15 protein-coding genes and 1 tRNA gene are annotated in these 13,304 nt (G+C 63.5%); 6 read left to right on the top strand and 10 right to left on the bottom strand.

Features of this window, described 5'->3' with window-relative positions; genetic code table 11:
• Positions 1 to 8: 8 nt before the first annotated feature.
• A complete protein-coding gene (locus E9677_RS03995; RefSeq protein ID WP_136556770.1) occupies positions 9 to 1,109 on the top strand; it encodes a 2'-deoxycytidine 5'-triphosphate deaminase in 1,101 nt (366 codons plus the stop codon).
• Between the two features lie 70 nt (positions 1,110 to 1,179).
• Positions 1,180 to 1,253: transfer RNA gene (locus E9677_RS03990), tRNA-Gly, on the top strand.
• Between the two features lie 10 nt (positions 1,254 to 1,263).
• Here E9677_RS03990 and E9677_RS03985 read toward each other — a convergent pair.
• Complete coding sequence (locus E9677_RS03985) at positions 1,264 to 1,815, bottom strand: NADPH-dependent FMN reductase (protein ID WP_136556769.1); 552 nt, start codon at positions 1,813 to 1,815, stop codon at positions 1,264 to 1,266.
• Positions 1,816 to 1,869: 54 nt separating this feature from the next.
• On the opposite strand from E9677_RS03985, the gene E9677_RS03980 reads away from it, so the two are divergent.
• A complete protein-coding gene (locus E9677_RS03980) occupies positions 1,870 to 3,414 on the top strand; it encodes a VOC family protein (protein ID WP_136556768.1) in 1,545 nt (514 codons plus the stop codon).
• On the opposite strand, the gene E9677_RS03975 is transcribed toward E9677_RS03980, so the two are convergent.
• Positions 3,363 to 5,306 carry a glycosyltransferase family 2 protein gene (locus E9677_RS03975; protein ID WP_235882846.1) on the bottom strand — a complete coding sequence of 648 codons (1,944 nt, stop codon included), beginning with the start codon at positions 5,304 to 5,306 and terminating at the stop codon, positions 3,363 to 3,365. The genes E9677_RS03980 and E9677_RS03975 overlap by 52 nt on opposite strands.
• 122 nt (positions 5,307 to 5,428) lie before the next feature.
• Between E9677_RS03975 and E9677_RS03970 the strand changes: the two genes are divergently transcribed.
• Positions 5,429 to 6,301 (top strand): transporter substrate-binding domain-containing protein, encoded by an 873-nt coding sequence (locus E9677_RS03970; protein ID WP_136556767.1) that lies wholly within the window; start codon positions 5,429 to 5,431, stop codon positions 6,299 to 6,301.
• A gap of 6 nt (positions 6,302 to 6,307) precedes the next feature.
• On the opposite strand, the gene E9677_RS03965 is transcribed toward E9677_RS03970, so the two are convergent.
• From E9677_RS03965 to E9677_RS03945, 5 genes are all read right to left on the bottom strand, one after another.
• Complete coding sequence (locus tag E9677_RS03965; RefSeq protein WP_136556766.1) at positions 6,308 to 6,721, bottom strand: tellurite resistance TerB family protein; 414 nt, start codon at positions 6,719 to 6,721, stop codon at positions 6,308 to 6,310.
• A 102-nt stretch (positions 6,722 to 6,823) separates the two neighbouring features.
• Complete coding sequence (locus E9677_RS03960) at positions 6,824 to 7,537, bottom strand: thermonuclease family protein (RefSeq protein WP_136556765.1); 714 nt, start codon at positions 7,535 to 7,537, stop codon at positions 6,824 to 6,826.
• A gap of 12 nt (positions 7,538 to 7,549) precedes the next feature.
• Positions 7,550 to 8,218, bottom strand: coding sequence for a S24 family peptidase (locus E9677_RS03955; RefSeq protein ID WP_136556764.1), 669 nt, complete (start codon positions 8,216 to 8,218; stop codon positions 7,550 to 7,552).
• Positions 8,219 to 8,341: 123 nt separating this feature from the next.
• Positions 8,342 to 8,989 (bottom strand): response regulator, encoded by a 648-nt coding sequence (locus E9677_RS03950; protein ID WP_136556763.1) that lies wholly within the window; start codon positions 8,987 to 8,989, stop codon positions 8,342 to 8,344.
• Between the two features lie 121 nt (positions 8,990 to 9,110).
• Complete coding sequence (locus E9677_RS03945) at positions 9,111 to 9,551, bottom strand: hypothetical protein (RefSeq protein WP_136556762.1); 441 nt, start codon at positions 9,549 to 9,551, stop codon at positions 9,111 to 9,113.
• A gap of 98 nt (positions 9,552 to 9,649) precedes the next feature.
• On the opposite strand from E9677_RS03945, the gene E9677_RS03940 reads away from it, so the two are divergent.
• The gene (locus E9677_RS03940) at positions 9,650 to 10,006 is read left to right on the top strand and encodes a DUF952 domain-containing protein (protein WP_136556761.1); all 357 of its coding nucleotides are present in this window, start codon (positions 9,650 to 9,652) and stop codon (positions 10,004 to 10,006) included.
• The gene (locus tag E9677_RS03935) at positions 10,006 to 11,094 is read left to right on the top strand and encodes a quinone-dependent dihydroorotate dehydrogenase (protein WP_136556760.1); all 1,089 of its coding nucleotides are present in this window, start codon (positions 10,006 to 10,008) and stop codon (positions 11,092 to 11,094) included. The genes E9677_RS03940 and E9677_RS03935 overlap by 1 nt, the downstream gene beginning before the upstream one ends.
• Here the strand turns inward: E9677_RS03935 and E9677_RS03930 are convergent.
• From E9677_RS03930 to E9677_RS03920, 3 genes are read right to left on the bottom strand one after another with little or no spacing between them, the layout of a single operon-like run.
• Positions 11,070 to 12,416 carry an MATE family efflux transporter gene (locus E9677_RS03930; RefSeq protein ID WP_136556759.1) on the bottom strand — a complete coding sequence of 449 codons (1,347 nt, stop codon included), beginning with the start codon at positions 12,414 to 12,416 and terminating at the stop codon, positions 11,070 to 11,072. The two genes, E9677_RS03935 and E9677_RS03930, sit on opposite strands and share 25 nt — an antisense overlap.
• Before the next feature lie 36 nt (positions 12,417 to 12,452).
• Complete coding sequence (locus E9677_RS03925; protein WP_136556758.1) at positions 12,453 to 12,950, bottom strand: CAP domain-containing protein; 498 nt, start codon at positions 12,948 to 12,950, stop codon at positions 12,453 to 12,455.
• A gap of 7 nt (positions 12,951 to 12,957) precedes the next feature.
• Positions 12,958 to 13,224, bottom strand: a complete 267-nt coding sequence (locus E9677_RS03920) for a DUF6460 domain-containing protein (RefSeq protein ID WP_136556757.1) — start codon at positions 13,222 to 13,224, stop codon at positions 12,958 to 12,960.
• Between the last annotated feature and the right edge of the window lie 80 nt (positions 13,225 to 13,304).

Raw genomic sequence — 13,304 nt, 5'->3', positions numbered from 1 at the left:
TTGAGATCATGACCTTGAAACCCGGGATTTTGTCCGATCGCGCGATCGGCGCCTTGTTCGGTGGCGGCCAGCTGAAGAGCGAGGTCATGCTCGACAAGGACCAGATCCAGCCGGCGAGCCTCGACCTGCGTCTGGGCGGCAAGGCGATCCGGGTGCGCGCGAGCTTCATGCCGGGCCGGCGGCATACGGTCGCCGAGAAGCTGGAGCGTCTCACCCTGCACGAGATCGATCTCGAAAATGGAGCTGTTCTCGAAACCGGCTGCGTCTACATCGTGCCGCTGATGGAGAGCCTCGACCTGCCGGCCGAGATTTCGGCCTCGGCCAATCCGAAGAGCTCGACCGGCCGCCTCGACATTTTCACCCGCGTCATGGTCGATTACGCCCAGGAATTCGACAAGGTGCCGGCCGGCTACAAAGGCCAGCTCTATCTCGAGATCTCGCCCCGCACTTTCCCGATCATCGTTCGCCGCGGATCGCGCCTGTCGCAGATCCGCTTCCGCACCGGCCAGGCCCTGTTGGGCGAGGCCGAACTCTTCGACCTGCACAAGGCCGAGACCCTGGTCGCGAGCGACATGCCGAATGTCTCGGGTGGCGGCATCGCACTGTCCATCGACCTCAAGGGCTCAGGCCCGCAAGGCCTGATCGGCTATCGCGGCAAGCACCACACCTCGGTCATCGACGTCGACCTGAAGGGCGCCCATGAAGTGCTCGATTTCTGGGAGCCGCTCTACAGCCGCGGCGCCGACGAACTGATCCTCGATCCGGACGAGTTCTACATCCTCGTCTCCAACGAAGCGGTGCATGTACCGCCGCTCTATGCCGCCGAAATGACGCCCTATGACCCACTGGTCGGCGAATTCCGCGTGCACTATGCCGGCTTCTTCGACCCCGGCTTCGGCCACGCGCCGGCCGGCGGCTCGGGCAGCCGCGCGGTGCTCGAAGTCCGCAGCCACGAAGTACCCTTCATCCTCGAACACGGCCAGGTCATCGGCCGCCTGGTCTACGAGCACATGCAGGAGCGCCCGGAGGGCCTCTACGGCACGGGGCTGGGCTCGAACTATCAGGCGCAAGGCTTGAAGCTCTCGAAACACTTCCGCTTGCCGGAGTGATCTGGGCCACGTCCAAGCCGGCCGCTGGCGCTTGACACCGGCAGCGAACTGTTGGATTCCTCTCCCCGTCGCGGGTGTAGCTCAATGGTAGAGCAGCAGCTTCCCAAGCTGAATACGAGGGTTCGATTCCCTTCACCCGCTCCAGCTTTCCTCCTTATTTTCCCGCAAACCGCGCAAACGCGACCAGCAGGTCGCCGAGCCGCTTGGCCGTCGCTTCGTCCGTGAGATTTCCCTCGCCGTCAAACAGCGTATGCGCCCGCGACACCATCAGCCGCTTCTCCGAAAATGTCCGGCAGCCGAGCGTGTGCAGGACCGAGAGCCAGGCGTTCTGGCTGAGCAGCGTGCCGAAATTGCCGGGGGAGGCGCCGACAAGGGCGAAGGGTTTGTTGCCGAAGACTTTGCCGATGTCGGAGGAGGGGCGTGACAACCAGTCGATGGTATTCTTGAAGGCGCCGGGGATGCCATTGTTGTATTCGGGCGTGAACAGGATCACGCCGTCGGCGGCGATGATCTTCTCCTTCAGGGCCGTGACGGCGGCAGGGATGCCTTCGGCTTCTTCGAGGTCTCCGTCATAGAGTGGGATGCCGTGGATGCCCGCAGCCTCCAGCGTGTACTCCTCGGCCTTGATGTCTGTCGCGGCCTTCAGCAGCGCTGTATTGAGCGAGCCCTTGCGAAGGCTTCCCGAAATGCCGAGCAATGCCACCATGATCTTTTCCTTGTCTCGATTTGTTGTAAGGGAGGGTAGAACAGGGAGAATGCGATGACCAGCGGCCTGCACCACATCACGGCGATCACCCGCAAGATCCAGGCAAACGTCGATTTCTATTGCGGCTTTCTCGGCCTGCGTCTGGTCAAGCGCACCGGTGGTTTCGAGGACGCAGCCCAGCTCCATCTGTTTTACGGCGATGCTGTCGCAAGCCCCGGCTCGCTGGTCACCTTCCTCGCCTGGGAAGACGGCTCCCGCGGCCGCGTCGGCCATGGCGCGGCGAGCGAGATCGCCTTTGTCATTCATCCGGAGGCGATCGGCTTCTGGCTGACCCGCGCCCTGCAGTTCGGCGTGACGGCCACGGGTCCAGCGACCGAATTCGGCGAACCGGTGCTGAGGCTGACCGACCCTGACGGCATCATCGTCAAGTTGGTCGGCACGACAGAGGTGGAGCCCGGTGCCGCCTGGGCCGTGCGTGGTATCGAGGCGAAGGATGCGATCACCCGCCTCAGGGGCGCGACGCTACTGTCGGAGAAGCCGGCGCAGACCGCCGACTTTCTCGTCCGCCATGCCGGCTTCGAGACGGCAGCGACGGAAGGTACGATTACCCGTCTGGATTCCGGTAGCGGTCAGGTGGTTGATGTGCGCGATGCGACGGGCTTCTGGCCGGCCGCACCCGGAACCGGTGCCATCGATCACGTTGCGCTGCGCTTGCCCGATCGCACGGCCGTCGAAGCGCAAGCGGTCGATCTGAGGTCTCGCGGCGACGACACGATCAATATGCATGACCGCAAATACTTCTATTCGCTCTATGTCCGCGAGCCTGCAGGCGGCCTGATCGAACTCGCCTCCGATGGCCCGGGCTTTGCGCTCGACGAACCGCTGGACACGCTCGGCAGCCGGCTCTTCATCCCCGAGCATTTTCATCTGCGGCCGGAAGACATCGTGCCGATGCTGCCGCAATTCGGGCTTCCGGGCGAGCCGCGCACCGTCTATCGCGACCTGCCCTTCGTGCATCGTATCCACGAGCCCGAGGCGCCGGATGGAACGGCCCTCGTCCTGCTGCATGGAACGGGTGGCAACGAAGCAAGTCTTCTGCCCTTCGGACGCAAGATCGCACCCTTAGCGACGCTGATCAGCCTCAGGGGGCGCGCGACGGAGGAAGGTGTCGCCCGCTTCTTCCGTCGCTTCGGCCCCCGCGACTTCGACCAGAAGGACATCGTTGCCGAAGCGCAAGCATTTGCCGCCTTTGTCGAGGACGCCAGACATGCCTATGACCTCGATGATGCGCTCCTGCGTTTCGCCGGCTATTCCAACGGCGCGAATTTTCTCGCGGCGGCGATCATGCTGCATCCGGGTCTCGTTCGCGAGGCTCTGCTTCTGAGGCCCGTGCCAGTCCTGAGTGGCCCGCCCGAAACCGATCTTTCGGGCACGCATATCCGGATCATTATAGGGTCGGACGATCCCGCGGCCGGCGAGGGCAAAATCCTCACTGAGCAATTGCGAGACCGCGGCGCGCAGGTCACGCTGGTGAGCATCGCTGGCGATCACACACTCTCGGACGAAGACGTGAACGTCGCGACCGCCTGGTTCGTCTGAGCCAGGCTGTGCTGAAGCGTTGCGCTGCGGCGCGGCTGGTGCGGTGTCTTGTTCCAGTGGAAGGGCTTGAGCCTGAGTTCGAGCACCGCCTTCCATGCGGCGAGTGACACGGCCATCCAGTAGACGGGGATCATCGCCCATTTCCATCCCATGCCCTTCTTTTCCCGGTCGGTCATCGGAGTGGCACCCAGAACGAAGAAGACGGCATAGCTGCCGAGGATGTTGAAGATGTCCATGACGAGCATCATCGTCGTGAAGACGTTCGGCTGCGGCGCCGGGATCTGCATCAGCGATAGGACCGAGAGCGTGATGAAGACCAGCAGGCCGGGATGGCTGAGTGCTGCGACCAGCATGCCACCGACCAGAAGCTGGAAGACGAAGAAGGAGAATGGCCCCATTTCGCGCGCAGTCCGCAAGGGATGGCGCATCAGCACCAGCCATGTCTGCAGCCAGCCCTTGTACCACCTGGTGCGCTGCGCGAGCCAGACGGCAAAATCGGTCGGCGCGTCCTCGTAGGTCGGAAGTGTCAGCGTCGAGGTGCGATATCCCATGCGACAGAGCCGCATGCCGAGATCGGCATCCTCGGTGACGTTGTAGGGATCCCAGCCGCCGCTAGCCTTCAGCAGGGCAGTCTTGAAATGGTTCGAAGTGCCACCGAGTGGCAAGGGCAGGCGGTAGAAGCCGAGCGCCGGCAGGAGACGGCGGAAGAGGGCTGAATATTCCAGCGCGAAGATCGCGCTGATCCAGCTCTCGCCCGCATTATCGATCACCAGGGGCGACTGCAGGCAGGCAAGGTCGGATGGACCGAGCCGGAAGGCATGATGGGCCTCGCGCAGTTGCTGCGGATGCGGTCGGTCCTCGGCATCGTAGATCGTCAGGAATTCGCCTCGCGCGCCCGATAGCGCATAGGTGAGCGCCTTCGGCTTGGTGCGCGGCGCCATGACGGGTACCTCGACCACTTCGATATGCGGGCCGGGGCGCGCCTGCCGGATCGCTTCCAGCGTTTCGTGATCATCGGCCTCGCAGACCAGCTTCACGTCGAGCAGGCTGCGTGGCCAGTCGAGCGCATCGAGGGCGGCGATCAGTTGCGGCACGACCGCTGTCTCCCGGTAGAGGGCGACCATGACCGTGTAGACAGGGAGTGCGCCAGCGGGGCTTTCAAAGGAAACCTCTGGCTGCGGCCGCGGATGGTGCCGACCGTGGGAGACGGCTGCGATCCGCAGGAAAAGGGCCGCCATGTGGAAGAATGACAGCATCATATGCGCGAGCATCACGGCGAGCATCGGCACGTAGATCAGGAGCAGGCTGATCAGGCAAAGGCTGGCGCCGGCGAAGAAACCCTGGTCGCCCGTGACCACCAGACGCGCCGACAGGGGCTGCAGATGATCGAACAGGCCGCGCACGGCATGGCCGACACGACGGTTCTCACCTGTTTTCCATATGGCGCGCCGGATCGCGGAGGGGGTCGTCACGACGAGGCTGCCGGCACCGTTTCCATGGCGCCCGAAGCGCTTCGCGAGACCTTCCATGTGCAGGATATTGGCCGCCACGGCCATGACCGGAGGCCTGTCCGCGTGATGCAGACGCAGAATGCGAGGTTCGGCGAGCTGTGTGTCGCCATGAACATGGTCGACGACAAGAGCGGGATCGATCTCGGGAAGGAAGGGCAGGCCGTACATGCGGGCTAGGCCGGCGAAATAGGCATCCTCGTCGATCGCGCCACTTGCCAGCAGTTCCGTCTCGACCGTGGTTCCGTTCACCGCCGCCCGCTGTGCCATCTTAGCGATGAGCGGTTTGGAAATGCCAAGCACATGCAGCCGTCTTGCTTCCGATTTCAGCTGGGCACAATCGACCATACCGGCTGCGCTTGTGACGCTCCGTCGATCATGCATCGGTGTTTGCCCCTGGCGCACGGCAACGATCCGCGGGCCGTATTCCCTCGTCCACACCAAGCTGCTACACGTCATCCGGTCTGAACGACGCCCCGCTTTGACCCCTGACGATGATGATAAAGATGCGCGCAAAAGTTACATCCCTAGATTTGATGGGGTTGTGGAGGCCGTTGGTGGCGTTTCTGCTGTTTTGCGGGCTCGTCACGCCACCGGCCTGGAGCCAGGAGGCGGAACTTCCCGTGCTGTTCGACGCGCGCGAGCGCTTGGTGCGGCCCGATGTCAGCGGCGTGCTGCGCCTGCGCTTCCTCACGACGACGGATTTTCCGCCATTCAACTTCACCGACCAGAGCGGTAAGCTCTCGGGCTTCCATATCGATCTCGCCCGGGCGCTGTGCGAGGAACTCGGGCTGCAGACACGCTGCCAGATCCAGGCGCTGCCCTATGCGCAGCTTGCGGAGGCACTCGAGGCGAAACAGGGTGAAGCGGTGATGGCGGGCGTGGCGGTGACGCCGGAACTGCGCGAGCGCTTCAATTTCACCCGTCCCTATCTCCTGCTGCCGGCACGCTTCCTGATGCGGAGCGATGAAGTCCTGACGCGGCAAGATGCCGAAGGGCTGTTTGGTCGCAAGGTGGGGGTCGTCAAGGAGACGGCCCATGCCGCTATGCTGGAGAGCTTCTTCCCGAACATCGAACGCGTCGCCTTCGAGGATCGCGATGCGGCGATGAAGGCCCTGAAGGAGAAGGAGATTTCGGCCGTCTTTGCCGATGCGCTGCAGCTTTCCTTCTGGATGATGAGCCCGCAAGCAGCCGGCTGTTGCCGTTTCCTCGATGGTCCCTTGCTGTCGGAGCGGCATCTCGGTGAGGGCATGACGATCATGCTCGGCGGTCAGGACGGGGCGTTGACGGCAGCGCTCGAAAGCGCGCTGGGCGCGCTCTCGAAGGACGGGCGGCTCGAGGAAATCTACCTGCGATACTTCCCGGCCGGTCTTTTCTGAGCGGGCTCAGATCCGCCGATAACGGGCAGACGCGCTACGCTCGATCGCGGCGCAGGTGAGCTTGTCGAGCCCGAAGCGGTCACGCAGAAGCTGGAGGAGGCGCACCTCCTCGGGGCGGACGGTGAGATCGACTGCGGCGATTTCGACGGCAAGCGCATAGGCCGTTTCGTGCAGCCATTCCGGCAGGGCGTCGCGAATGGTTTCGAGCACGATGTCGAGGCCTTCAGGGCCCGACAGCAACTCGGCGCAGCGTTGCGAAACCTCGATCAACCTTTCCTTCTCGAAATTGTCGAAGACCGGCAGGATGTCGATCAGCTGACCGATGCGGACGAGTTCCTTTTCGGCCATGGCATTGTCGACGGCAGACGCCATGACCATCACGAAGATCAGGGACTCTTCCGGAGAAACGGGCTTGTTCATGGAGGATGCTTTCCAGTTACGATGGCCAGAGAGTAGGAGGCGCAGCAGAGCGTTTCAAGGGAGGGTGACGACCGAGGGATCTGTCGGGCGTGCGGCCTTCGCTCAGTGCGCCGGGTCACCAAAAAGCCCGCGTCTGGCGAGGCGGGCTTCTTCCGTCAGGGCGATCAGGGCCGAGCCCGGTTCCGCCTCCGCCCATCCGTATTTAGCAAGCCAGGACGACACATCCTGCACGCCAACCCAGCAGCGCGTGCGGATCTCCCCTTGCCAGGCCGTGGCACTCGTCTCGCAGGCCAGAGACCTGTTGCGCAGGAAGAGCCGCTGCTGTGTGCGCGCCATGGCACCGCAGGGCCAGGATGTGCCGTCGCTCGCAACACAGTTGCGCTCTGTCGGGGTCTCTATGATATCGGCAAGCCGCAGGCGCTGTTCGCCTCCGAAGGCGACGACGCCGGCAGAAAGACTGAGCGGCCGATGGAGGAGGACCACCTTGGGCTTTGCGCTTTGCACAGCCTCCGAGAGCGGTGCGCGTGCCGCGACCCGCTCCAGGTCGCCGGTATTGCTAAAGGCCGGCGAGCTAAAGGCGTCGGGCTCGATGGCCCGGACCTGCCGTCGCGTCTCGGTTCGCGAGGCGGGTTCGATTTCCCCTCCGTCGGCCGAGCCGACCTCCGGCAGGTTGAGTTCGGACGGATCCGGCACGTCGAGATCCTCGATGTTGTAATCGACCGGATCCTCGCGGAAGCTCTCACCGGCCTGCACGACGAGGTAGGCCCAGAGAAGAAGCCCGATCGCGCCTGCGATGAAGGTGACGATGCGTCGCATAGGTGCGTTTTCCTACTGGCTGGCCCAGATGATGCGCGCCACCCATTCGACGTCGCCCATGTCGAGCATGCGCGGCGGATGGTCAGGATTGAGCGACTGCAGTTCGATCGACTTGGCGCTCTGGCGGGCGAGGATTTTCGCCATGACTTCGCCTTCGCGGGTCTTGACCACGACGCGGTCCCCGCGTCGCACTTGGGCGCCGGGTTCGACGATCAGAATGTCGCCATCGCGGTAGAGCGGCTTCATGCTCTCGCCTTGGACCTCCAGGGCATAGACGCCGTTGTTGCGGCCTGGCGCTGCCGGAAACTCGACGAGATCCCAGCCCTGGCCCGCCGGGAAACCACCATCGTCGAAGAAGCCGCCCGCACCGGCCTGGGCCATGCCGAGCAGGGGGATCGAGCTTGCCTGCGGCGGAAAACTCCCCTGGGGCAGGGGGCTGCCGCGAAAGCCGTCCGGCGAGACATGGCGCATGAACTGATCGAGGCTGGCGCCGGTTGCTTCGAGCACCTTGGCGATGGATTCGGTCGAGGGCCAGCGCATGCGCCCGTCGGCACCGACGCGTTTGGATTTGTTGAAGGAGGTGGGGTCGAGCCCGGCGCGGCGCGCAAGACCTGACGGCGTCAGCGAATGCTGCTCCGCCAGCCGATCGATCGCGGTCCATATGCTGTCATGCGAAAGCATGTTCGCGCCTCTTCAGCGCCGGAACGCATTGGATCCCCGGTCCGGCAATGGTCAAAACCATAGACGAGGGGCCAAGCTTAGTAAAGGTAAAAAGGAATAAAATCCTCTTTAGCCGTCAGGAGATCAGGCGACCATGGCCATGTTGATCTTGCCCAGCTGGATCACGGCCTGGGTTCGGCTGTCGACCTTGAGCTTCAGGAGGATGGCGGAGACATGCGCCTTGATCGTCGCTTCCGACACGCCGAGCTCATAGGCGATCTGCTTGTTGAGCAGGCCTTCTCCCAGCATGCCGAGCACGCGGCTCTGCTGTGGTGTCAGCGTGCGAAGGCGATTGATGAGGTCGGCGACATCAGGATCGGTTTCCTGGCCCCCATGATAGCTCGCCGGCGTGGCAATGTCGCCCTCGAGCACGGACTGCATGGCGGCCCGGATCTCTTCGATACCGGCAGATTTCGAGATGAAGCCGGAGGCGCCGAGCTCGAGCGCGCGACGGACGGTGACGGGGTCGTCTGTCGCCGACACGATCACCAGCGGCAGGCTGGCGAATTCGGCCCGCAATGCCATAAGCCCCGAAAATCCGGAGACGCCGGGCATGGCGAGGTCGAGTAGCATCAGGTCGGCATCTGGATGGTTCGCCGCTGCCTTGCGCGCGGCTTCGAAATCGCCGGCCTCGATGATCGTTTGCGTGCCATCGATACCGCTCACGGCCTGGCGCAGGGCGCCACGGAACAGCGGATGGTCGTCGGCGATGATGAAAGTGGATTCAGCCATGTCAAAGCCCCCTCCCAAGAGCGATGTCATATTGCGCACGGATGCGTGCAGTCCTTTTAGCGCTTGCCGAGCCGCTAGACAATGGTCGTGCAACGAATGAGAGAATTGGTCTTGACGAACGTCAGGTCCGGTCGGGAATTGTCCCTGGTTCTGTTCGCTGTTCCTCGCCCTGGAACTCTTGCACCAGGTTGAAGAAGGCGCGCATGAAGCGCTCCATGATGCCGATCGAGCGGTCGATCTCTGCGTCGCTGGGCAAATCGCCGCTCTTGGCCGCCGTCCCGCCGGCGATCTGCTTTTCCAGCGCCTCCATCCGCTTTTCGAGCCGCGCGAGATCTTCGTCATAGGCCGCCCGTTCGTCGGCCGCCATCCGGCAGGTCAGCGTTCCCTCGGCCTCGGTGCAGAGGGTGACGGCACCCGTCTGACGGTCGAGCCGCACAAAACCGCTTTCGGATCTTTCCAGACTGTAGCGATCCTGGCTGGGCTGCTGCGCCTCTGCGGCCGAATGTCCGAACGACAGAACCGTGACCGTCAGGGCTGTCATTATGATTTTGCGGATCGCCATCTTTGACTCCTCCTGCTGTCCGTCTCGCCGGGCGTGGACTTTTGTCCGCGTTTGCGGCAAACCCGCCTCGACCCTCATGATCTGGGAGAGACCGGACCTTGGACAAGACTATATACAAGATCGTTCCGCGAGAATTATGGCAGCAGGCCCGTGCCGCAGGCCTTTTCAAGGGGGCTGCTATCGATCTCAAGGATGGCTACATCCATTTTTCCACCGCCGCCCAAGCCATCGAGACCGCGCGGCTGCATTTTGCCAGGCAGGCGGGTCTCCTGCTGGTCGCAGTCGACGCCACGGTCTTCGGTGAAGCACTGAAATGGGAAGCCTCCCGCGGTGGCGAACTTTTTCCCCATCTCTATGCTGATCTGCCGCTCGATGCCGTGATCTGGGAAAAGCCCCTCCCGCTCGGAGATGATGGGCTCCATATCTTTCCGTCCATGGCCGAGGAGAAGCGCTGATGTCCGACCTCTTTTCCCTCGGTCGCCGAGGTCTCTTTCTGTTCGACGCCGAAACCGCCCACGGGCTTTCGGTTGCAGCGCTGAAGACCGGCCTCGTGCCGGCCTGCAAGACGCCCGCGGATTCGCGTCTCGTCCAGACCGTCGCCGGCATTCGCTTTCCAAACCCGCTCGGCATGGCAGCCGGCTACGACAAAAATGCCGAAGTGCCGGATGCACTGCTGTCTCTGGGCTTCGGTTTCGCCGAAGTCGGCACGTTGACGCCGAAGCCGCAGGCCGGCAATCCGAAGCCGCGCATCTTTCGCCTGGAGCGCGACAATGCCGTGATCAACCGTCTCGGCTTCAACAATGAAGGCCACACCGCAGCGCTGGACCGGCTGACCGCCCGTCGCAACCGCCCGGGTATCGTCGGCGTGAACATCGGCGCCAACAAGGATGCGATGGACCGCATCGCGGACTACGTGGCCGGCATTCGCCGTTTCTATTCAGTCGCCACCTATTTCACCGCCAACATTTCGTCGCCCAACACGCCCGGCCTGCGCGACCTGCAGGCCAAGGAGAGCCTCGACGCGCTTCTCTCGGCCGTGCTCGCCGCCCGCTCGGAAGAAGGCCTGCGTGCCGGCAAGCGGCTGCCGGTCTTCCTGAAGATAGCGCCGGACCTGACTGAAGAGGGCATGGATGATATCGCCGAGGTCGCAGCCGCGCATGATCTCGACGGTCTGATCGTCTCGAACACCACGCTTTCGCGCGAAGGACTGAACGATGCTGCGCTCGCGGGAGAGGCTGGTGGCCTATCTGGCGCGCCGCTCTTCGACAAGTCGACCGCAGTACTCGCCCGCATGCGCAAGCGTGTCGGTCCCAACCTGCCGATCATCGGCGTCGGCGGCATCTCATCGGCGGAAACGGCGTTGGAGAAAATCCGCGCCGGTGCCGACCTCGTGCAGCTCTACTCCTGCATGGTCTATGCGGGGCCGGCACTGCCGGGGCGTATCGTGAAAGGTCTGTCGACCCTGCTTGATCGCGAAACGGTCGCCAACATCCGCGAGCTTCGCGATACCAGTCTGGATCACTGGCTGTCAGTGAAGGTCTGATCGGTCTTCGGTTTCAGCCGCAGAAGCAGAAGCAGGCCGCGCAGTCCAAGAAAGACGTTGAGCGCGATCCAGAGCCCGTGATTGGAAAACAGCGGCACGAGCACGGCGACGCTGGCGAGATAACCCGCCAGCGCCACGAGCATCATGTTGCGCATGTCCGATGACCAGGTCGCGCCGATAAAGACACCGTCCATATGGAATGCGAGCGCGCCGGTGAGCGCGGTCAGTGCCGCGTAGACGAGATAGGTTTCGGCAGTGCTGCGCACGTCTCCGGCAGTGGTGATGAATCCGACGATCGCGTTGCCGAAAATCAGGAAGAAGGCGACGCTGAGGATGGCAAGGCCGAAGGACCAGAGGCCGGTGAGCTTCACGGCGCGCTGGAAGGCAAAGCGCTGCCGGGCACCGATCGTCTCGCCGGTGATCTGTTCTGCCGCCGTCGCCATACCGTCGAGATAGAAACTCGCGATCATGAAGAAGTTCATCAACACAGCATTGGCAGCCAGCGTCACGGCTCCGAAGCCCGCTCCGATCCGGGTCATGACGGTAAAGGCCGTGATCAGCGAAAAGGTGCGGATCAGGATGTCGCGATTGAGCCGGAAGAGTGCCATCAGTTTCGGGCGGTCGGTCACCATAGAGACCTGGGGGACGGCGGCCCGCCCGTAGCGCCAGAAGACGAAGGCAAAGCCAGCGAGCATGGCGACGACTTCGCCGATGACCGTGCCCCAGGCGACGCCGGCAATGCCGTAGCCGAAGGTGAGGCCGAGCAGGATGGACATGGCGATGTTGACGCCATTGAGCAAGATCTGCAGGGCAAGGCCAATGGAGCCTAGCCCGCGTCCGAGCACGAAGCCGAGCAGGGTGAAATTGGATAACGTCACCGGGGCGGCGAGGATGCGAATGCCGATATAGGTCGCGGCCGCCGCCTGCACACCGCCGTCTGCCCCCATCATCGCTGGCCCGAAGCCGACGATGGCGGGGGAGGCGACGAGGATGATGAGGCCGAAGCCGAGCGACAGCGCAATCGAGCGCCAGAAGACGCCAAAGAGTTCGGAGGTTTCCCCGCGCCCTTGTGCCTGCGCAACCAATGCGGTCGTCGAGGCCCTAAGGAAGTTCAGGCTCGCAAACAGCAGGTCGAAGAGTGCAGCCGCAATCGCAAGCCCTGCGAGCTGGGCCGCATCGCCACTTCGCCCGACGACGGCGGTATCGGTGAGGCCGAGCAGCGGCGTGGTGACGAAACCGAGCGTCATCGGCACCGCGATCGCGAGCACGGAACGGTGGCTGACCACGATGGGCCGGGAGGGGGAGGATAGAGGGCTGTGCATGAACTGCTCCGGTCGGGACCGGAGCAGGAGAATCACTCAGGCCGATAGCACCATGGCCCAGTAGGGGCGGTTGCCGGAAGAGGAATCCCAGGCGACGGCGACGCCCAGGCCGTTGAAGCCGCCAAGCATGTTGTCGAGATGCCGCTTGGAATCGATCCAGGCCTGCACCGCGCGCTCGACGCTGTCCTGGCCCGCAGCGATGTTTTCGGCTGCCGGCAAGGGCACGCCGTGGCCCTTCATCCTGGCGCCAAAACTGTCGTTGAAGCCGATCAGATGCGACATCTCGCCGGCCCGTGCCATGCGTTTCGCCTGCGCGATCGCCGCAACCTCTGCCGGCCGGCTGCGCGAAAGCGATGACAGGCTGCGCGATTGGCGAAGCCGATTGACCATGGGCAGTGCTGCCGTGGTCTCGGCCCGCGACTGGCCATCGTCAGGATTTAGGATGTCGGTCGAGCGGCAGCCGGCGATCGCTGCGGTCAGGAGGCCGGCCGACATCAGGATCAGCCGGCGACGGGGCAGGGTGATGTTCGACATTGGCGGTTCAGTTCCGGGAGGCGAAGAGCCGGAGCAGAATGAAGGCCGGAATGACGACCGTGGCCCCGATCAGCAGATATTGCCCGACCCGCCCGAGTGCATCGAAGCCCGTATACCAGAGGTCGAGGATGAAGTGCCGGATACCGTTCAGCAGATCCATGGGATCCAGCCCGAAGATCGACATTACAAAGCCGACGATGAGCGATACGACGATCAGCTTGACGAGCGTGCGGCCCGGAGTGTCGCCGAGAAATTGATTGATGCCATCAGCCATGCAGGTCTCCTGTTGTCGTCCGCTGATATGGGCGCGGTCACCCCACCCTGCAAGCCTGCGAAGCAGGGGCTTGTGATAGG

Origin of the sequence: Peteryoungia rhizophila (genome assembly GCF_004912145.1) — a bacterium.
In the GTDB taxonomy this organism is placed as follows: Bacteria; Pseudomonadota; Alphaproteobacteria; order Rhizobiales; family Rhizobiaceae; genus Allorhizobium; species Allorhizobium rhizophilum.
Note: the sequence above shows the minus strand (reverse complement) of the source record. Positions and strands in the feature narration are given on the sequence as shown.

Excerpts from the sequence above, each read along its gene's own strand:
- E9677_RS03965 (WP_136556766.1), bottom strand. The coding sequence starts at position 6,721 with ATGAACAAGCCCGTTTCTCCGGAAGAGTCCCTGATCTTCGTGATGGTC.
- E9677_RS03920 (WP_136556757.1), bottom strand. The coding sequence starts at position 13,224 with ATGGCTGATGGCATCAATCAATTTCTCGGCGACACTCCGGGCCGCACG.
- E9677_RS03960 (WP_136556765.1), bottom strand. The coding sequence starts at position 7,537 with ATGCGACGCATCGTCACCTTCATCGCAGGCGCGATCGGGCTTCTTCTC.
- E9677_RS03985 (WP_136556769.1), bottom strand. The coding sequence starts at position 1,815 with ATGGTGGCATTGCTCGGCATTTCGGGAAGCCTTCGCAAGGGCTCGCTC.
- E9677_RS03970 (WP_136556767.1), top strand. The coding sequence starts at position 5,429 with ATGCGCGCAAAAGTTACATCCCTAGATTTGATGGGGTTGTGGAGGCCG.
- E9677_RS03975 (WP_235882846.1), bottom strand. The coding sequence starts at position 5,306 with ATGCATGATCGACGGAGCGTCACAAGCGCAGCCGGTATGGTCGATTGT.
- E9677_RS03930 (WP_136556759.1), bottom strand. The coding sequence starts at position 12,416 with ATGCACAGCCCTCTATCCTCCCCCTCCCGGCCCATCGTGGTCAGCCAC.
- E9677_RS03995 (WP_136556770.1), top strand. The coding sequence starts at position 9 with ATGACCTTGAAACCCGGGATTTTGTCCGATCGCGCGATCGGCGCCTTG.
- E9677_RS03925 (WP_136556758.1), bottom strand. The coding sequence starts at position 12,950 with ATGTCGAACATCACCCTGCCCCGTCGCCGGCTGATCCTGATGTCGGCC.
- E9677_RS03980 (WP_136556768.1), top strand. The coding sequence starts at position 1,870 with ATGACCAGCGGCCTGCACCACATCACGGCGATCACCCGCAAGATCCAG.
- E9677_RS03955 (WP_136556764.1), bottom strand. The coding sequence starts at position 8,218 with ATGCTTTCGCATGACAGCATATGGACCGCGATCGATCGGCTGGCGGAG.
- E9677_RS03950 (WP_136556763.1), bottom strand. The coding sequence starts at position 8,989 with ATGGCTGAATCCACTTTCATCATCGCCGACGACCATCCGCTGTTCCGT.
- E9677_RS03945 (WP_136556762.1), bottom strand. The coding sequence starts at position 9,551 with ATGGCGATCCGCAAAATCATAATGACAGCCCTGACGGTCACGGTTCTG.
- E9677_RS03935 (WP_136556760.1), top strand. The coding sequence starts at position 10,006 with ATGTCCGACCTCTTTTCCCTCGGTCGCCGAGGTCTCTTTCTGTTCGAC.